The organism is Rhizobacter sp. SG703, from assembly GCF_012275445.1.
In the GTDB taxonomy this organism is placed as follows: domain Bacteria; phylum Pseudomonadota; class Gammaproteobacteria; order Burkholderiales; family Burkholderiaceae_C; genus Rhizobacter.
Genome location: NZ_JAAZQK010000001.1, coordinates 647,405 through 665,911, shown reverse-complemented (window position 1 = coordinate 665,911; position 18,507 = coordinate 647,405). Strand labels below are relative to the sequence as shown.

The window sequence follows — 18,507 nt, the reverse complement described above, 5'->3', positions numbered from 1 at the left end:
CGTGGGGCAATAAGCGAGATCGGTTTGGCCTGGCTCAAAGGGTTTCGGACATGTTCGAAACTCCCGGCTGGTCGGGTTTTCGACCTGCCGGAAGGGAACTTGAGACATGAATGTCCAGGCGTTTGTTACGCAAGACCGGCGCCGGTGGATGCACTGCCGGCCTGAGCCGGGGCAGCCGCCTAGCGTTCGCGCAGCGCGTTCGCCTTGATCTTCAGCACCGGCTTCAGCACGTAGGCGAGCACGGTCTTCTGGCCGGTCAACACGTTCACCTCGGCCGTCATGCCCGGGATGATCGGCATCTTCTCGCTGAAGTTGGAGCGCGTGGTGCGCACCCGCACCAGGTAGAACGCGTTGCCGCGCTCGTCGGTGATGGTGTCGGGGCTGATGTTCTCGACCTGCGCTTCCAGGCCGCCGTAGATCGAAAAATCGTAGGCGGTGAACTTGACGGTGGCGGCCTGGCCGGGGCGGATGAACGCGATGTCCTTCGGTGCCATGCGCGCCTCGAGCACCAGCTGGTCGTCCAGCGGCACGATCTCGACGATGTCCTTGCCCGGCTGCACGACGCCGCCGACGGTGTTGGCCAGCAGCCGCTGCACCCGGCCGCGCACCGGCGATTTCACCTGCGACTTCGTCACCTTGTCGGTCAGTGCCACCGCGCCTTCGTTCAGCGCGTTCAGCTTGCCGGCCACCTCGGCCAGTTCCTTGCGCGCCTCGTTGCGAAAGCCGATCTCGGTCTCCTGGCTCTTGCGCTCGGCCTCGCCGATGGCGGCCTGCACCCGTGCGATCTGCGCTGCCGACTGCTCCGATTCGCCGCGCGAGCGCGCCACCTCGCGCTCGAGCCGCAGGATGTCGACCTCCGACACCGCGCCGCTGGCCAGCAGCGGCCGGGTCTTGTTGAGTTCCTGCTGGCCCAGTTCGAGCCCGCGGTCGGCCGAGGCCTTGCGGGCGCGCATCTCGGTCAGCTCCTGCTGGCGCTGCTGCAGCTGCTGGCGGTTGATCGACAGCAGCGTCTCCAGTTCGGAACGCTTGGCTTCATACAGCTGCCGCTCGCCGAGCAGGATGCGCTGCTCGTCCGGGTCGGCCGAGGTCGGCGGCGTGAACACCGAGCCGTCGGCCAGCGCCTGCAGCCGCGCTTGGCGGGCCTTCAGCGCCAGCCCGGTGGCGTTGCTCTCGCGCACGCCCGAGGTGGCGCGCGTCTCGTCGATCTTCAGCAGCAGCTGGCCGGCCTCGACCACCTCGCCTTCGCGCACCAGGATCTCCGACACCACGCCGCCGTCAAGCGACTGCACCACCTGCAGCTGGCGCGACGGGATCACCTTGCCGTCGCCCTTGGTCACCTCGTCGACGTGGGCGAGCGCGGCCCAGCCCACCAGCAGCACGACGATCAGCAGCGCCGCCCGCACGATGGATTGCGCATGGTGGGTGCCGCTGCGCGACATCACCTGGTCGGCCTCGGCCTCGAAGCTGCGGAAGCCGGCATCGGCGGCGTTGTCGGGCGTGACCACCGGGCCGAGCACGCGGCGGGTGATCGGGTCGAGCAGCCGGCGCACGCGCTCGAGCACCCACATCACCGCCAGGCCGAGCTTGATCAGCACGCGGTTCAGGCCGCCTTCATTGCGCGCGCTCATGCGGCCCTCGCGATGCGCCCGCTCTGCAGCGCTTCCATGATGCGGTCGCGCGGGCCGTCGGCGACGATCTTGCCGCCGTCGATCACGATCACGCGCGTCACCATCGCGAGCAGCGAGGTGCGGTGCGTCACCAGCACCACCGTCTTGTTCTGCGCGAAGTTGCCGATGTTGTGCGTGATCTGCGCCTCGGTCGAGAAATCCATCGCGCTGGTCGGTTCGTCGAGCAGCAGGATCGGCGCGTTGTGCAGCACTGCGCGCGCCAGGCCGATGCCCTGCCGCTGCCCGCCGGACAGCGATTCGCCGCGCTCGCCGACCGTCATGTCGAAGCCGCGCGGGTGGCGGTCGATGAAGCCGCTCATGCCGGCCAGTTCGGCCGCCGCGACGATGGCCGAATCGTCGGCATACGGCAGCCCGAAGGTGATGTTGTCGCGCAGGCTGCCGTAGAACAGCGTCACGTCCTGCGACACGTAGCCCAGGTTGCGGCGCACGTCGGCCGGGTCGAGCTGGCGCAGGTCGATGCCGTCGAGCAGCACCGCGCCGTCGTTCGGCTGGTACAGCCCCATGATCAGCCGCTCGATCGTCGACTTGCCCGAGCCCACGCGCCCGATCAGCGCGACCCGCTCGCCGGCCTGGATCTTGAAGCTGATGCCGTCCAGCGCGGCATCCTGCCGGCCGGGGTAGTTGAACCTGACGTTGCGGAACTCGATGTCGCCGCGCAGCTGCGCGCGCTGCACGAAGTTCTCGCCCGGCGGCCGCTCGACCGGCTTCTCCATGATCTTGTCGAGCGACTCCATCGCGGTGCGCGCGCCCTGGTACTGCATCAGCAGGCCGACGATCTGCCCGGCCGGCTGCAGCGCGCGCGACGCGAGCATCGACGACGCCACCAGCGCGCCCATCGTCAGCTCGCGCTGGCTGATCAGGTACACGCCGACGATCACGATCGCGACGGTGACGCCCTGCGACAGCCAGTTGGTGCCGTAGTTGGCCGCCGACGACAGCGCGCGCATGCGCACGTTGGTGACCGCGAGGAAGGCGTTGGCGCGTTCCCACTTGGCCTGCACGACGCTTTCGGCGCCGAGCGACTTGATGGTCTCGATGCCGGTCAGGCTCTCGATCAGCGTCGCATTGCGCTGCGCCGAGGCCTGGTAGGTGGTCTGCGACAGCTCGTGCAGCCGGTGCTGCAGCACGTAGCCGATCACCAGGATCAGCGTGAAGGCCGCGACCACCGGCACCGCGAGCCACGGCGAGATCCAGGCCAGCACCACGACGAACAGCAGCGCGAACGGCAGGTCGATCAGCGCGGTGACGGTGCCCGACGCGATGAAGTCGCGCACCTGCTCGAAGCCGCGCAGGTTCGAGGCGAACGAGCCGACCGATTCGGGCCGGTTCTCGAGCCGCATGCCGAGCACCTTCTCCATCAGCGTGGCGGAGATCTGCACGTCGATGCGCGCGCTGGCCTCGTCGACGAAGTGGCTGCGCAGCAGCCGCATGAACAGGTCGCCGCACATGATCAGCACGACGCCGATGGACAGCGCCCACAGCGTCTCGACCGCGTTGTTCGGCACCACCCGGTCGTAGACGTTCATCGAGAACAACGGGAACACCAGCGCGAACACGTTGACCAGCAGCGCCGCCCACAACACGTCGCGGTAGACGATGCGCTGCTCGAGCACCGCGCCCCAGAACCAGTGCCGCTGGCGCACCTTGCGCACCTCGGGGGTGCGTGCGTCGAAGCGGAAATGCGGCCGCACGAACAGCACCACGCCGGTGTAGCGGCGCGCCAGTTCGTCGACCGGCAGCACGATCGAGCCCTGGCCGGTTTCGGGCAGCAGCACGCGGGCCACCTTGCCGGCCTTGCCGCCGCTTTCGATGCGCAGCAGCACGCAGGCCTGGTTGTCCTTCAGGATCAGGATGGCCGGCAGCGCGGCGGCGTCGATGCGCGGCAGCGCGAGGCGCTGCAGCTTGGTCGCCATGCCGGCGCGCGCGGCGGCCCGCTCGGTCAGCTCGATGGTCAGCCGGCCCTTGCCGCTGGCGCCCAGCGGCAGCCCGGCCGACAGCGAGGCGCGCGATGCCGCCTGGCCGTTCAGCCGGCAGATCTCGACCAGGCAGTCGAGCAGCGGATCGGGATGGATCAGGTCCTCGCGCAGGCGCAGCGGCGCGGCCTCCGCCGGTTTGTCGGACGAGGCATGGGCTGCAGCGGAGGGCAGGGGGCGAGGGTCGGTCATCGATGTCGCGGTTACTGCTGGATTCGAACGGCGACGCGGCGCGCCGTCAATCGATATCGGCCATATGAAAGCCGAATTGACCCCGGCGTCGATCGTCGAAGAAGCGCCTCAAGGTTTCCCGCACCGTGGGGAACGCGAGCTCGTCCCACGGCACGTCTTCTTCGCGGAACAGGCGCGCCTCGATCGTCTCGGGGCCGGGCGCGAAATCGGTGTCGAGCAGGCGAGCGCGGTAGAAGAAGTGGACCTGCCCGACGCGCACCACGTTCAGCAGCGTGAACAGCGCCTGCATCTCGATGCGCGCGCCGGCCTCTTCGTCGGTTTCACGCAGCGCGCCGGCGGCGGTGGTCTCGCCGAGTTCCATGAAGCCGGCCGGCAGCGTCCAGAAGCCGTGGCGCGGCTCGATGTTGCGGCGGCACAGCAGCACCTGGTCCTGCCACACCGGCAGCGTGCCGACGACATTCAGCGGGTTCTCGTAATGGATCGCACCGCAGGCGCCGCAGGTGGCGCGCTCGCGGTTGTCGTCCGGCGGGATGCTGTAGGTGACCGCCGAACCACACGCCTTGCAGTGCTTGAAGCTTCGCGCTTTGAACATCGCCCGAGTTTAGCCTTGAGGTTTCGCACCTCATGGCATCATCCTGGCATCCCCTATTGACTCTCTGCGGAGTGCTTTCCATGAGCCACGTCGTGCCGGTCCCGGCCACCCCTTCCGTGCCCGTCGTCGGCGCGCAGCTAGGCGACACCTTCCCGGTGCACCGCATCTACTGCGTCGGCCGCAACTACGTCGACCATGCGATCGAGATGGGCCACAGCGGCCGCGAGGCGCCGTTCTTCTTCATGAAGCCCGCCGACGCGGTGCTGCCGGTGGCCGAGGGCACGCTGGGGCAGATGCACTACCCGAGCGTCACGAAGGACCTGCACCACGAGGTCGAGCTGGTGGTGGCGATCGGCCGGGGCGGGCGCAACATCCCGGCCGCTTCGGCGCTCGAGCATGTGTACGGCTACGCGGTCGGGCTCGACATGACGCGCCGCGACCTGCAGGGCGAGGCCAAGAAGCAAGGGCGCCCGTGGTGCAGCGGCAAGGGCTTCGACGAATCGGCGCCGATCGGCCCGGTGCGGCCGGCCGCGCAATGCAACGTGGGCGCCGCGACGCGCATCGAGCTGAAGGTCAACGACAGCGTGCGCCAGCACAGCGTGATCGGCAAGCTGATCTGGAGCATCCCCGAGATCATCGAGCAGCTGTCCGCGCTGTGGGAGCTGGCGCCGGGCGACCTGATCTTCACCGGCACGCCCGAGGGCGTGGCCGCGGTCGTCGCCGGCGACACGCTGAGCGCGCAGGTCGACGGCGTCGGCAGCCTGCAGGTCCGGCTGGTCGCGCGCTGATGGTGGTCCGTTGAAAGGCGCCCGCGGCATGCAGCTCTACAGCTACTTCCGGTCGTCGGCCTCGTTCCGCGTGCGCGTCGCGCTCGCGCTGAAGGGGCTGGACTACGACTACGTGCCGGTGCACCTCGTCAAGAACGAGCAGACGCAACCGGACTTTGCCGCGCTGTCGCCCGGACGGCTGGTGCCGGTGCTGAAGGACGACGGCGCGCTGCTGTCGCAGTCGCTCGCGATCATCGAGTACCTCGACGAAACCCATCCGCAGCCGCCGCTGCTGCCCGCCGACCCGCTCGGCCGGGCGCGCGTGCGCGCGCTCGCGATGGACGTCGCCTGCGAGATCCACCCGCTGAACAACCTGCGCGTGCTGCGCTACCTGCTGCACGACCTGGGCGTCAGCGAGGACGACAAGAACCGCTGGTACCGCCACTGGTGCGAGACCGGCCTCGAGACGGTGGAGCGCCAGCTCGCGAGCCAGCCCGAGACCGGCCGCTTCTGCCACGGCGACAAGCCGACGCTGGCCGACATCACGCTGGTGCCGCAGATCTTCAACGCGCAGCGCCTGAACTGCCGGCTCGACCACGTGCCGACGGTGATGCGGGTGTTCGACGAATGCATGCGGCTCGACGCGTTCAGCGGCGCGCAGCCGTCGGCCTGCCCGGACGCGGCTTGAAGGGCATTGCCGTGAACACCACGCCGTTGCAGGACGCGCTTCGCCCCGACTGGGCGCTCGACCACGTCGGCGCGCTGATGAGCACCCGCCGCGGCGGGCTCAGCGCGCCGCCGTGGGCCAGCCTGAACCTCGGCATCGCGGTCGGCGACGACCCGGAGGCGGTGGCCGCGAACCGCGCGCGTTTCGCGGCGGCCACCGGCGCGGCGCCGGTCTTCATGAAGCAGGTGCACGGCACGCGGGTGCTGCGGCTGGTGCGGGGCTCGGCGAACGCGCCGCTCGAAGAGGCCGATGCCGCGATCACCACCGAGCGCGGCCTGGCCTGCACGGTGCAGGTGGCCGATTGCCTGCCGGTGCTGCTGGCGACCACCGGCGCGCTGGCCGTGCAGGCGGTGGGGGCGGCCCATGCCGGCTGGCGCGGCCTGGCCGGCGGCGTGCTCGACCACACCGTGGCGGCGCTGTGCGATGCGGCCGGCTGCGAACCCGCGGCGCTGGTGGCCTGGCTCGGGCCCTGCATCGGCCCCGGGCGCTTCGAGGTCGGGCCCGACGTGGTGCAGGCGTTCGGCGACGACCCGCGGCAGGCCGATCCCGCGCTGTTCCGCAGCCACGCGGCCGGCAAGTGGATGGCCAACCTGCCCGGACTCGCGCGCCGCCGGCTGGCGAGCCTCGGCGTGACGCAGGTCAATGGCGGCGCCTGGTGCACCGTCGATGATGCGTCACGGTTCTTTTCGTTCCGGCGCGACCGCATCACCGGCCGGATGGCCGCTGCCGTCTGGCTGCGCTGAAGGTTCCGCGGTGGCCAAGGCGAGGTCGGCCGCCTCGGCCTGCCGTTGCGCGCGCCGGCGCGACGGCGTCCCCAGCAGGTACAGCACGATGGACAACGGCAGCACGCCATACAGCAGCAGCGTGAAGACCGCGCCGAGCACGGTGCCTTGCGAGCTGGTCGCTTCGGCGATGCTCATCATGACAACCACGTACATCCAGGCAATCGCGACGAGGTACATTTTTGAGGCCGCCCGGCGGCTGATGGCGAAGCATCGAGTGTGACCCGAAACCGAACCCGTCGAACGACACCACGGAGGCCCGCACGAGGCCGGCAAGGAGACCTGTGAAGAAACCAGCAGCGGTGCCCGATGCCGTGGCCAACGAGCATGCGGATGCCTTCGGCGCGACGATCGGCGATGTCTTCAAGTCGATGAGCGGGTTGAGCGTGCCGGTGCCGCAGCTGAGCGCGCTGCAGGCCGACTACATGGCCCAGGCGAGTGCGCTGTGGAACCAGAGCGTTGCTGCCGCGCCGTCGAACGGCGCCGCGCACAAGCCCGAGCCGCTCGGCGATCGCCGCTTCAGCAGCCCGGCCTGGGCCGACAACCCGATGGCGTCGTTCACCGCGCGCATGTACCTGCTGAACGCCCGCACGCTGACGGCGCTGGCCGACAGCGTGCAGGGCGACGAGAAGACGCGCGAGCGCATCCGCTTCGCGGTGCAGCAGTACGTGGCCGCGGCTTCGCCCAGCAACTACCTGCCGCTCAACCCCGAGGCGCTGCAGCTCGCGCTGACGACGCAGGGCGAGAGCATCCTGCACGGCGTGCAGCACCTGGTGCAGGACCTGCAGCAGGGCCACGTCTCGCAGACCGACGAAAGCGTGTTCGAGGTCGGCCGCAACGTCGCGACCACCGAGGGCAGCGTGGTGTTCGAGAACGAGCTGTTCCAGCTGCTCGAGTACAAGCCGCTGACGAAGACGGTGTTCGAGCGGCCGCTGCTGATGGTGCCGCCATGCATCAACAAGTACTACATCCTCGACCTGCAACCCGAGAATTCGTTGATCCGCCATGCGGTCGCGCAGGGCCACCGGGTGTTCGTCGTCAGCTGGCGCAATGCCGACGCGAGCCTGTCGCACCTCGGCTGGGACGACTACATCGAAGACGCCGCGATCCGCGCGATCGAGGTGGTGCGCGAGATCACCGGTGTCGAGACGCTGAACACGCTCGGCTTCTGCGTCGGCGGCACCATCCTCGCCAGCGCGCTGGCGGTGCTGGCCGCGCGCGGCAGCAAGCCGGCGGCGAGCATCACGCTGCTCACCACCTTCCTCGATTTCAGCAACACCGGCGTGCTCGACCTGTTCGTCGACGAGGCGATGGTGCAGCTGCGCGAGATGACGCTCGGCCCGGGCAGCCCGAATGGCGGCGGACTGCTGAAGGGGCAGGAGCTCGCCTCCACCTTCAGCGCGCTGCGCCCGAACGACCTGCTGTGGAACTACGTCGTCGGCAACTACCTGAAGGGCGAGACGCCGCCGCCGTTCGACCTGCTGTACTGGAACAGCGACAGCACCAACCTGCCGGGGCCGATGTACTGCTGGTACCTGCGCAACACCTACCTCGAGAACAACCTGGTGAAACCGGGCCGCCTCACCGTGTGCGGCGAGAAGCTCGACCTGAACCGGGTCGATGCGCCGACCTACGTCTACGGCTCGCGCGAGGACCACATCGTGCCGTGGGACGCGGCCTGGCGGAACACGCAGGTGCTGAAGAAGGCGAAGACGCGCTTCGTGCTGGGCGCGTCGGGCCACATCGCCGGCGTCATCAACCCGCCGGCCAAGAAGAAGCGCAGCCACTGGATCGGCCCCGCCCAGGCATCGCAGCCGGCCAGCGCCGAGGCCTGGTTGGCGGCCGCGACGGAGCACCCCGGCAGCTGGTGGACCGACTGGGACGCCTGGCTCGCGGGCCATGCCGGCCGGCAGGTGCCGGCCCCGAAAAACCCTGGCAGCCGCAGGCACAAACCGATCGAGCCGGCGCCGGGGCGCTATGTGAAGCAAAAGGCCTGAAGTCGAACGCCGCCCGCGCTTGACCGCGACCCCGCACGGCACCACATTCCGACCAACATCCGTCAACAGGAGACTTTCATGTCCGACATCGTCATCGTCGCCGCCACCCGCACCGCCGTCGGCAAGTTCGGAGGCTCCCTCGCCAAGACGCCGGCCCCCGAGCTCGGCGCGGCCGTCATCGCCGAACTGCTGAAGCGCGCGAAGCTCAGCGGCGACCAGGTCAACGAGGTCATCCTCGGCCAGGTGCTCACCGCCGGCTCGGGCCAGAACCCGGCGCGCCAGGCCGTCATCAAGGCCGGGCTGCCGCAGGCGGTGCCGGCGCTGACCATCAACGCGGTCTGCGGCTCCGGCCTGAAGGCGGTGATGCTGGCGGCACAGGCCATCCGCGACGGCGATTCCGAGATCGTGATCGCCGGCGGCCAGGAAAGCATGAGCCTCGCACCGCACGTGCTGCCGAACTCGCGCGAAGGCCAGCGCATGGGCGACTGGAAACTGGTCGACTCGATGATCACCGACGGCCTGTGGGATGTGTACAACCAATACCACATGGGCATCACCGCCGAGAACGTCGCGAAGAAGTTCGGCGTGAGCCGCGAGGCGCAGGACGCGCTGGCGCTGGCCTCGCAGCAGAAGGCGGCCGCCGCGCAGGATGCCGGGCGCTTCAAGGACGAGATCGTGCCGTTCAGCATCGCGCAGAAGAAGGGCGACCCGATCGTCTTCGCGGCCGACGAGTTCATCAACCGCAAGACCAACGCCGAAGCGCTGGCGGGCCTGCGCCCGGCCTTCGACAAGGCCGGCGGCGTGACGGCCGGCAATGCCTCGGGCCTGAACGACGGCGCGGCCGGCGTGGTCGTGATGAGCGCGAAGAAGGCCGACCAGCTCGGCCTGACGCCGCTCGCGCGCATCAAGAGCTATGCGACGGTGGCGCTCGACCCGGCGCTGATGGGGATCGGGCCGGTGCCGGCCTCGCAGAAGGCGCTGCAGCGCGCCGGCTGGAAGCCGGGCGAGCTCGACCTGCTCGAGATCAACGAAGCCTTCGCGGCCCAGGCCTGCGCGGTCAACACCGAGATGGGCTGGGACGTCAGCAAGGTGAATGTCAACGGCGGCGCGATCGCGATCGGGCACCCGATCGGTGCATCCGGCTGCCGCATCCTGGTGACCCTGCTGCACGAGATGCAGCGCCGCAATGCGAAGAAGGGCATCGCCAGCCTGTGCATCGGCGGTGGCATGGGTGTTGCCTTGACGGTCGAGCGCTGAGCACCACGCCGGGCGTGAACATTAAGCCAGGGTGAGCCCAGGGCGAACCCCGGTTGACGCGGCACCCCGGCGCGACGACGCTCGGGTGTCTGCATACCATTTCAGGAGAGAAAAGAATGACTCAGAAGATCGCCTACGTCACCGGTGGCATGGGCGGCATCGGCACCACGATGTGCCAGCGCCTGCACAAGGACGGCTTCCTCGTCGTCGCGGGCTGCGGCCCGAGCCGCGACTACACGAAATGGCTGACCGAGCAGAAGGCGCTGGGCTTCACCTTCCACGCGTCGGTCGGCAATGTCGGCGACTGGGATTCCACCGTGTCGGCGTTCCAGAAGACCAAGGCCGAGTTCGGCCCGATCGACGTGCTGGTCAACAACGCCGGCATCACGCGTGACGGCATGTTCCGCAAGATGAGCCGCGCCGACTGGGATGCGGTGATCGAGACCAACCTGACCAGCCTGTTCAACGTCACCAAGCAGGTGATCGACGACATGCTCGAAAAGGGCTGGGGCCGCATCATCAACATCAGCTCGGTCAACGGCGAGAAGGGCCAGTTCGGCCAGACCAACTACTCCGCGGCGAAGGCCGGCATGCATGGCTTCACGATGGCGCTGGCGCAGGAAGTGGCGAGCAAGGGCGTGACGGTCAACACCGTGTCGCCGGGCTACATCGCGACCGACATGGTCAAGTCGATCCGCCAGGACGTGCTCGACAAGATCGTCGCCGGCATCCCGGTCAAGCGCCTGGGCACGCCGGACGACATCGCGTCCATCGTGTCGTGGGTGGCCTCCGACGAATCCGGCTTCGCGACCGGCGCCGACTTCTCGGTCAACGGCGGGCTGCACATGGGCTGACGCCCGCGCGCGCCACCGTTCGCTGTTCCCGCAGCCCCGGTTGCCAGCACGCTGGCGGCCGGGGCTGTTTTCATCGCGCCTGCAACGATGTTCGCGGGGTACACCTGCACTTTCTTGCACCACGCTGAGCCACCTCGACCCGGGCCATCGATTTCGCAGATGGCGCTATCGACAGAGGATATGGCCCGCCTCGCGAAAGCTCACTAGCATTCGCACCCATTCGCCACGCGCCGCCGGATTCACCCATCCGCAGCCGGCGGGGAACCCGGCCCATCGGCCTGCACGATTTCCCCGCAATTGAGACGCAAGCTGGCGCCCCGCCGCGATCGGCTCGCCGTTGCCGTCCTGCTTGTTTCGTCGCCGCTGTTTCGTCGCCGTTGTTTCGTTGCTGTCCCCCCGTCCCGTCAGCGTGCAGAGCCCCCGCATGGAGCACTCCCAGCCCCCCGCCCATCCCCTCCCCGAGCCAGTGCCCGATCCGTCCGACGACAGCCGGCCGGGCTCTCGCCGACTCGAACTGACGGCGCGCCGCCAGTCCGGATCGCAGGCCGTCGTCCAGGCGCTGGTCGACCGCGACGTGACGATGTTCTTCCTGTGCAGCGGCGGGGCCTTGATCGCTCCGCTGTGCGAGGCGCTCGGTGCGCGCGCCGGCGTGCGCGTCGTGCGCCTGTCGCAGGAGCGGGCCGCCGTGCACGCCGCCGAGGGTTACGCGAAGGCGACCGGGCAGATGGCCGCGGTGCTGGTGTCGGGCGGGTCCGGCGTGGCGGCGGCCGTCGCGGGGCTGATGAGCTCGATGGCCGACTCGGTGCCGGTGTTGTGCCTGGCCGGGCAGGTGGATTCGGCGCTGATCGGTACCGATGCGTTCCGCGAGTGCGATGCGCTGGGCATCACCCGCTCGGTGACCAAATGGAGCCGGCGCATCGACGCGGCCTACGATGCGGCCGACATCGTCGACCGTGCGGTGCAGGTCGCGCGCAACGGACGCTGCGGGCCGGTGCTGCTCGAGGTGCCGATCGACGTGCAGCGCACCCAGGTGCCGGTGCGGCGGCCGGCAACCGGCAGCGCCGCGGCGATGGCCGCGCGCAGCGGCTCGCGTGCGGGCCAGGTGCCCCGCTCGCCGCCCGACCGACGGCTCGTGCACTCGGTCGCACTGATCCGCGCCGCGCGCCGGCCGGTGCTGTACGCCGGCGGCGGCGTGATCCGCTCCGGTGCTGCCGCCAGCGAGGCGCTGGCCGCATTCGCGCAGGTGGCCGACCTGCCGTGCGTGCTGACGATGTCGGCGCTCGGCGCGCTGCCGTCGACCGATCGCCGCTGCCTGGGCTGCCTCGGCGAACAGGGCAGCCCGGTCGCGAACCTGGCGCTGCGTCACGCCGACCTGGTGATCTGCGTCGGCACGCGCCTCGACGAGCGGTCGTGGCCGCGCGGCGAGAGCCTGCCGGGCGCGTTGATCCATGTCGACATCGACCCGACCAGCATCAACAAGATCAGTCCGGCCGCCACGCCGCTGGTCGGCGATTGCGCCGAGGTGCTGAAGGGGCTCGGGCAGCACTGGCTGCAGGACCCCGCGTTCCGCGTCGCGGCCGACGACGGAGCAAGCGCCCGGCTGCTGCCGTGGTGGCAGGCGATCGACGGCTGGCGGCACGAGGCCGCGCCGGCCGACGTACTGCAGCCCCGGGCGCCGATCGCCGACCAGGTGCTGCGCGCGCTGCGCGATCCGCTGGCGTCGCTCGATGCCGTCGTGACCGTCGACGATGGCCTGGCGCAGGGGGCCGGTGCACGCCACCTGCAGCACCGCTTCCCGGGCCGCTGGCTGGTGTCGGCGGGTGTCGGCATGCCGGGCTTCGCGCTGCCCGCGGCGATCGGCGTGCTGGCGGCGCAACCGCGGCGGCCGGTGGTGTGCCTGAGCGATGCGAACGCGCTGCTGCCGACGCTGCATGAGCTGCAGTCCGTCTACGACCACGGCTGGCCGTTGAAGCTGATCGTTTTCCCGCCGCCGGTGGCAGACCTGCGTCGCAGTGCCGCGGCCTGTGCGGCGTCGCCGTCGGTGATGATCCAGCGCCCCGACATCGCGGCAGTCGCGCGCGCCTTCGGATGGCGCATCCACCGGCTGAAGTCGGCCGCCGCGATCGAGCGGGCGATCGCCGAATGCCTCGCCAGCGATGAACCCTACCTGCTGCAGGTCGACCTGTCGCTCGCCGATCCGTTGCGATTCGAGCCCGTGGACGGGCCGGCGGTCGAGCCGGCGGTCGAGCCGGCGGTCGAGCCGGTCGTCGAGCCGGTCGTCGAACCGGTCGTCGAACCAGCGGCCGGACCAGCGGTCGAGCAGGGACGGACCCGGCCCGCCTTGGCGCGCGAGCGCTGAACCCGCGACCGCGCGGCATGCGGCGCGGGTGGACGCCCCCCAGGAGGACGAGAAAATCGAGTTGAGACAGCTTCGCTACTTCGTGCGCATCGTGGACATGGGCAGCCTGTCCCGCGCGGCCGGCGTGCTGCACGTTGCGCAATCCGCACTGAGCCACCAGGTGGCCGCACTGGAGGACGAGTTCAAGAGCCTGCTGCTGAACCGCAGCTCGCGCGGCGTGTCGCCGACCGAATGCGGACTGCACCTGTACCGCTATGCGCAGGCGATCCTGAAGCATGCCGACGATGCGCACGATGCGGTCACCAGCTGCTCGACCGAGCCGACCGGGCACGTCGGCATCGGCATGCCGCTGTGCATGGTCGCGCCGCTCGGCCTGCCGATCTTCAACGAGGTCCGCACGCGCTATCCGGCGATCCGGCTGCAGGTCTACGAGGAGCTGAGCGGCACGGTGCTCGAATGGGTCAAGAGCGGCCGCCTGATGCTCGGCATCGCGTTCGACGACGGCAACCTCGAAGGGCTGGACATGGTGCGCGTGATGGAGGAGCGGCTGTTCCTGGTCGTCAACCCGAAGTCGCGGCTGGCGCGTCGCAAGGTGATCACGCTGCGTGAACTGCAGGGCATCGAGCTGGTGCTGCCGGGGCTGGAGCAGGGCGTGCGCCACCGCGTCGAGCGCGTGATGATGCGCGAGGGCCTGTCGCCGCCGACCGTCATCGCCGAGATGAACTCGCTGACGCTGCTGAAGCAGGCGGTCGCGACCGACATCGCCGCGACCGTGCTGTCGTGGCCCAGCATCGAGCTCGATGTGCTGCAGAAGAAGCTCGCGGTGATCGAGATCACGCGGCCGTCGATCACGCGCACGGTGTCGGTGTGCGCGACCACCGTCGTCAAGCAGACGCGTGCCGCCGAATGCGTGCTGGCGGCCGCCACCACCGCGATCCGCCATGCGGTGCGCAATGCGTCGTGGCGCGGCGTGCGCCTGTTGAGCGCCGGCGCATGACCCGTGCGGCTGCAAGAAATTGCAGTCGCGCGGTGCCGGTCGGTGACCGTGATCGCTGAAGCAGATGGCGCGTTCTCGAAAAGCTATGGCGCTGCCGGCGCGCTCGCGGCGATTCGTCGCTAGTCTTTCCACCTTGCCGAGCGCCGGCCAACAGGCGCCGTGTTCACCGCCGTCTCACTTGACGTTGTCAGAGAGGACCACATGATCGATCTTGCGACTGCTGCCGCCGCCTTTGCGGCCCCTCCCGCGACCGTGCTGACGGGTGCGCCGATGGCGCTGCTCGACGCGTTGCGACACCGCTTCGGCCTGCGCTTCAAGCTCGGCCGCTCGATGCGCGAGCAGCACGGCTGCGAGGCGTCGCCGTCGGACACGACGGCGCCCGACGGCGTTGTCTTCGCCCACGCGACCGAGGAGGTCGCCGAGATCGTCCGGCTGTGCGCGATGCACCGGGTCGCGGTGACTGCCTTCGGCATGTTCTCGTCGCTCGAGCGCCATGTGCTCGGCCATGTGGGCGGCATCTCGATCGACCTGTCCGAGATGGACGAGGTGATGACCATCAATGCGCAGGACCTGACCGCGACGGTGCAGGCCGGCGTCACCCGCGAGCAGCTGAATGCCGAGGTGAAGGACACCGGGCTGTTCTTCCCGATCGACCCCGGCTCGAAGGCCTCGCTCGGCGGGATGGCCGCGACGCGTGCCGGCGGCACGAGCGCGGTGCGCTACGGCACGATGCGCGAGAACGTGCTGGCGCTCACGGTCGTCACCGCCGAAGGCCGGATCATCCGCACCGCGCGCCGGGCCAAGAAGTCGTCGGCCGGCTACGACCTGACGCGCATCTTCGTCGGCAGCGAAGGCACGCTGGGCATCATCACCGAAGTGACGGTGCGGCTGTACCCGCGGCCCGACGCGATCGCGACGGCGGTGTGCACCTTCCCCGACGTGCGCAGCGCGGTCGACACGGTGATCCAGACCATCCAGACCGGCGTTCCGCTGGCCCGTGCCGAGTTCATGGACGCGCTGGCGCTGCGCGCCGTCAACCTGCACACCGACACGCTGTTCACCGAGCGGCCGACGTTGTTCCTGGAATTCCATGGCACGCCGGCCGGCGTGGCCGAGCAGGCCGAGATCGTGCGCGACATCGCACGCGAACACCGCGGCGACGACTACGACTGGGCCGACCAGCCGGAAGCCCGCACCCGCTTGTGGAGCGCGCGCCACACCGCGTTCGCCGCCTGCGAGCGGCTGCGGCCGGGCTGGCGCACCTTCACGACCGATGCCTGCGTGCCCTTGTCGCGGCTTGCGCAGTGCATCGAGGAGACCATCGAGGACACGCGGCGGTCATCGCTGCTGTGCCCGCTGTTCGGTCATGTGGGCGACGGCCACCTGCTGTGCCTGATCATTGCCGACCCGGACAATCCGGCCGAGATGGCCGAGGCCGAGCGATTGAACCAGCGGATGATGAGCCGGGCGCTGCGCATGGAAGGCACCTGCACCGCCGAGCACGGCATCGGCGCGCAGAAGGTGGTGCTGCTGACCGAGGAGTTCGACGCCAACGCGGTGCACCTGATGCGCCAGCTGAAGCGAGCGTGGGACCCGCTGAACATCCTGAACCCCGGCAAGGTGATCGCGGTTCCTGAGTGAATCTCGATCTCGGTTGACGCGATTGGCGCGCAGCACACACGCTATGTGATCGCGTCCAACAATTCGCTCTCGATCTCGATCTGCGCCCGGTTCTGCTGCAGCGCCGAGCCGTCGATCAGGAAGGTGTCTTCGACGCGCTCGCCGAGCGTCGTGATCTTCGCGAGCTGCAGGTTGATGTGGTGCCGCGCCAGCACCCGCGCGATCGCGTACAGCAGGCCGGAGCGGTCGCTGGTCGACACCGACAGCAGCCAGCGCTGGCCACGCTCGTCGGGGCGCAGCAGCACGCGCGGCGTGATCGGGAACGACTTCACGCGGCGCGACAGCCGGCCGCGGCTCGGGTCGGGCAGCGGCCCGTCGGCCTTCAATGCCAGCGCCGCCTGCGTCTCCACCAGCGAGATCAGGTCGCGGTAGTGGTGCTCCATCTGCGGGCTGATCACCTGGAAGGTGTCGAGCGCATAGCCGGCGCGCGTCGTGTGGATCTTGGCGTCGAGGATGTTGAAGCCGGCGCCGTCGAAGTACCCGCAGATGCGCGCGAACAAATCAGGGCGGTCGGGCGCGTACACCAGCACCTGCAGACCTTCGCCGACCGACGACAGCCGCGCCCGCACGATCGGCTCGGTGCTGGTCACGTGGCGGAACAGCGAGCGTGCATGCCAGGCGATGTCGCCGGCATCGTGCCGCGCGAAGTAGCTCAGCTCCAGCGTCTTCCACAGCGGCACCTCGGTGCCCGGCAGCAGCGAGTACAGGTTCAGCGTGTGCCGCGCATCCTGGCGGCGGGCCTCGATCTCGGCGTCGAGGTTCGGCGTCGCGCCGCCCAGCGCGCGCAAGGTCAGCCGGTACAGGTCCTCGAGCAGCTTGCCCTTCCAGGCATTCCACACCTTCGGGCTGGTGCCGCGGATGTCGGCCACCGTCAGCAGGTACAGCGCGGTCAGCCGGCGCTCGGTGCCGACCAGCGTCGCGAAGTTGCCGATGACCTCGGGGTCGCTCAGGTCTTCCTTCTGCGCGATGCGCGACATCGTCAGGTGGCCCTTGACCAGGAACTCGATCAGCGCGGTGTCGTCCTTGTCGATCCCGTGGTCGCGGCAGAAGCGCCGCGCCTCGACCGCACCCAGGTCGGAGTGGTCGCCGCCGCGCCCCTTGGCCACGTCATGGAACAGCGCGGCGATGTACAGCACGTACGGCCGGTCCCAGGTGGACGCGAGCTGCGAGCAGAACGGGTACTCGTGCGCATGCTCCGGGATGAAGAAGCGCCGCACGTTGCGCAGCACCATCAGGATGTGCTGGTCCACCGTGTAGACGTGGAACAGGTCGTGCTGCATCTGCCCGACAATGCGCCGGAACACCCACAGGTAGCGACCCAGCACGCTGGTCTGGTTCATCAGCCGGAAGGCATGCGTCTGGCCTTCGGGCTGGCGCAGGATCTGCATGAAGGTCGCACGGTTCGCCGGATCGCGCCGGAACTCGCCGTCCATCACCTCGCGGGCGTTGTACAGCGCCCGCAGCGTGCGCGCCGACAGTCCCTTGATGCCGGGCGTCTGCTGGTAGACGAGGAAGGCTTCGAGGATGGTGTGCGGCTCGCGCTCGAACAGGTCGTCGCTCGCGACTTCGAGCATGCCGGCGCGGTCGAGGAAGTGCGGGTTGATCGGGCGCATCGGCGCGTCCTGCGAGCCGTTGATGCGTTCCTCGATGTTCAGCACCAGGATCTGGTTCAGCTGCGTCACCGCCTTCGCCGCCCAGTAGTAGCGGTGCATCAGCTGCTCGGACGCGCGGCGCGCATGCGTGGTCTCGTAGCCGAAGCTCTCGGCCACCGCGGTCTGCAGGTCGAACACCAGCCGGTCTTCGCGGCGCCCGGCCACCATGTGCAGCCGCGCGCGGATCAGGCGCAGCAGGCCCTCGTTGCGCTGCAGCTGCTTCACCTCGAACGGCGTGATCAGCCCCTTGGCGGCCAGCTCGGTCCAGGTGCGGCCGAGGCCGGCCGCCCGTGCGACCCAGATCACCATCTGCAGGTCGCGCAGGCCGCCGGGGCTTTCCTTGCAGTTGGGTTCGAGCGAGTAGGGCGTGTCCTCGTACTTCTGGTGGCGCTGGCGCATCTCGAGCGTCTTCGCGCGCAGGAAGGCCTTCGGGTCCATCGCACCGGCATTGGCGCGCCGGAAGGCGTTGAACAGGCGCTTCGAGCCGCACAGGTAGCGCGATTCGAGCAGCGCGGTCTGCACCGTGACGTCGCCATGCGCCTCGGCGACGCATTCGTCGACGGTGCGCACGCTGGAGCCGATCTCCAGGCCCAGGTCCCAGCAGGCGGTGATGAAGCCCTCGACCGAGGACTTCAGCGCATCGTTGTCGGAGCCCGGCGCGCCGATGCGGGCGTTGTGCAGCGCGTCGCCCGGCGGCAGCAGCACCAGCACGTCGACATCGGAATGCGGGTACAGCTCGGCGCGCCCGTAGCCGCCGACTGCCAGCAGCGCGGCCCCCGGTGGCATCATCGCGTGCTCCCACAGGCCGAGCAGCGTCTGGTCGACGTGGCGGGCCAGCGCCCGCACCAGCCGGGTCGCGGCCGGCGCGGTGGCACGCGACTCGCTGAAATGGGCCATCAGCGCCGCCTTGCCCTCGCGGAAGCGGCTGCGTTGTTCGGCCAGGCTGCGCGCGGCCGCAGGCGTCGGTGTGTCCACCGCGATCGCCATCGA

At 69.6% G+C, this 18,507-nt stretch carries 14 protein-coding genes; 9 read left to right on the top strand and 5 right to left on the bottom strand.

The features are described from left to right. Positions 1–179: 179 nt before the first annotated feature. The 3 genes from FHT26_RS02875 to FHT26_RS02865 are packed head-to-tail and all read right to left on the bottom strand — an operon-like array spanning position 180 to position 4,445. Positions 180–1,628 (bottom strand): HlyD family type I secretion periplasmic adaptor subunit, encoded by a 1,449-nt coding sequence (locus FHT26_RS02875; RefSeq protein ID WP_246867668.1) that lies wholly within the window; start codon positions 1,626–1,628, stop codon positions 180–182. Next, positions 1,625–3,853, bottom strand: a complete 2,229-nt coding sequence (locus FHT26_RS02870) for a type I secretion system permease/ATPase (protein WP_168558638.1) — start codon at positions 3,851–3,853, stop codon at positions 1,625–1,627. Before FHT26_RS02870 ends, FHT26_RS02875 begins: the two co-directional genes overlap by 4 nt. A gap of 46 nt (positions 3,854–3,899) precedes the next feature. After that, the gene (locus FHT26_RS02865) at positions 3,900–4,445 is read right to left on the bottom strand and encodes an NUDIX hydrolase (RefSeq protein ID WP_168558637.1); all 546 of its coding nucleotides are present in this window, start codon (positions 4,443–4,445) and stop codon (positions 3,900–3,902) included. A gap of 80 nt (positions 4,446–4,525) precedes the next feature. On the opposite strand from FHT26_RS02865, the gene FHT26_RS02860 reads away from it, so the two are divergent. From FHT26_RS02860 to pgeF, 3 genes are all read left to right on the top strand, one after another. Further along, positions 4,526–5,233: a fumarylacetoacetate hydrolase family protein gene (locus FHT26_RS02860; RefSeq protein WP_168558636.1), complete on the top strand. Its 708-nt coding sequence runs from the start codon at positions 4,526–4,528 to the stop codon at positions 5,231–5,233. A 28-nt stretch (positions 5,234–5,261) separates the two neighbouring features. Next, entirely contained in the window at positions 5,262–5,900 is a 639-nt protein-coding gene (gene maiA, locus FHT26_RS02855) for a maleylacetoacetate isomerase (RefSeq protein WP_168558707.1), read from the top strand. Between the two features lie 77 nt (positions 5,901–5,977). Next, a complete protein-coding gene (gene pgeF / locus FHT26_RS02850; RefSeq protein WP_168558708.1) occupies positions 5,978–6,682 on the top strand; it encodes a peptidoglycan editing factor PgeF in 705 nt (234 codons plus the stop codon). Here the strand turns inward: pgeF and FHT26_RS02845 are convergent. Next, positions 6,614–6,901, bottom strand: coding sequence for a hypothetical protein (locus FHT26_RS02845; RefSeq protein WP_168558635.1), 288 nt, complete (start codon positions 6,899–6,901; stop codon positions 6,614–6,616). The two genes, pgeF and FHT26_RS02845, sit on opposite strands and share 69 nt — an antisense overlap. A 191-nt stretch (positions 6,902–7,092) precedes the next feature. Between FHT26_RS02845 and phaC the strand changes: the two genes are divergently transcribed. The 6 genes from phaC (at position 7,093) to FHT26_RS02815 (ending at position 15,826) form a co-directional block, all read left to right on the top strand. Then, on the top strand, positions 7,093–8,718 hold the full coding sequence (gene phaC, locus FHT26_RS02840) for a class I poly(R)-hydroxyalkanoic acid synthase (RefSeq protein ID WP_168558706.1): 1,626 nt from the start codon (positions 7,093–7,095) through the stop codon (positions 8,716–8,718). A gap of 78 nt (positions 8,719–8,796) precedes the next feature. After that, complete coding sequence (locus FHT26_RS02835) at positions 8,797–9,975, top strand: acetyl-CoA C-acetyltransferase (protein ID WP_168558634.1); 1,179 nt, start codon at positions 8,797–8,799, stop codon at positions 9,973–9,975. Between the two features lie 116 nt (positions 9,976–10,091). Next, positions 10,092–10,829, top strand: coding sequence for an acetoacetyl-CoA reductase (gene phbB / locus FHT26_RS02830; RefSeq protein WP_168558633.1), 738 nt, complete (start codon positions 10,092–10,094; stop codon positions 10,827–10,829). Between the two features lie 466 nt (positions 10,830–11,295). Next, positions 11,296–13,188 carry a thiamine pyrophosphate-binding protein gene (locus FHT26_RS02825; protein WP_168558632.1) on the top strand — a complete coding sequence of 631 codons (1,893 nt, stop codon included), beginning with the start codon at positions 11,296–11,298 and terminating at the stop codon, positions 13,186–13,188. 61 nt (positions 13,189–13,249) lie between these two features. Then, positions 13,250–14,185 carry a LysR substrate-binding domain-containing protein gene (locus tag FHT26_RS02820; protein ID WP_168558631.1) on the top strand — a complete coding sequence of 312 codons (936 nt, stop codon included), beginning with the start codon at positions 13,250–13,252 and terminating at the stop codon, positions 14,183–14,185. A gap of 201 nt (positions 14,186–14,386) precedes the next feature. Further along, entirely contained in the window at positions 14,387–15,826 is a 1,440-nt protein-coding gene (locus FHT26_RS02815; protein WP_168558630.1) for an FAD-linked oxidase C-terminal domain-containing protein, read from the top strand. Between the two features lie 41 nt (positions 15,827–15,867). On the opposite strand, the gene FHT26_RS02810 is transcribed toward FHT26_RS02815, so the two are convergent. Then, a complete protein-coding gene (locus tag FHT26_RS02810; RefSeq protein ID WP_168558629.1) occupies positions 15,868–18,504 on the bottom strand; it encodes a [protein-PII] uridylyltransferase in 2,637 nt (878 codons plus the stop codon). Between the last annotated feature and the right edge of the window lie 3 nt (positions 18,505–18,507).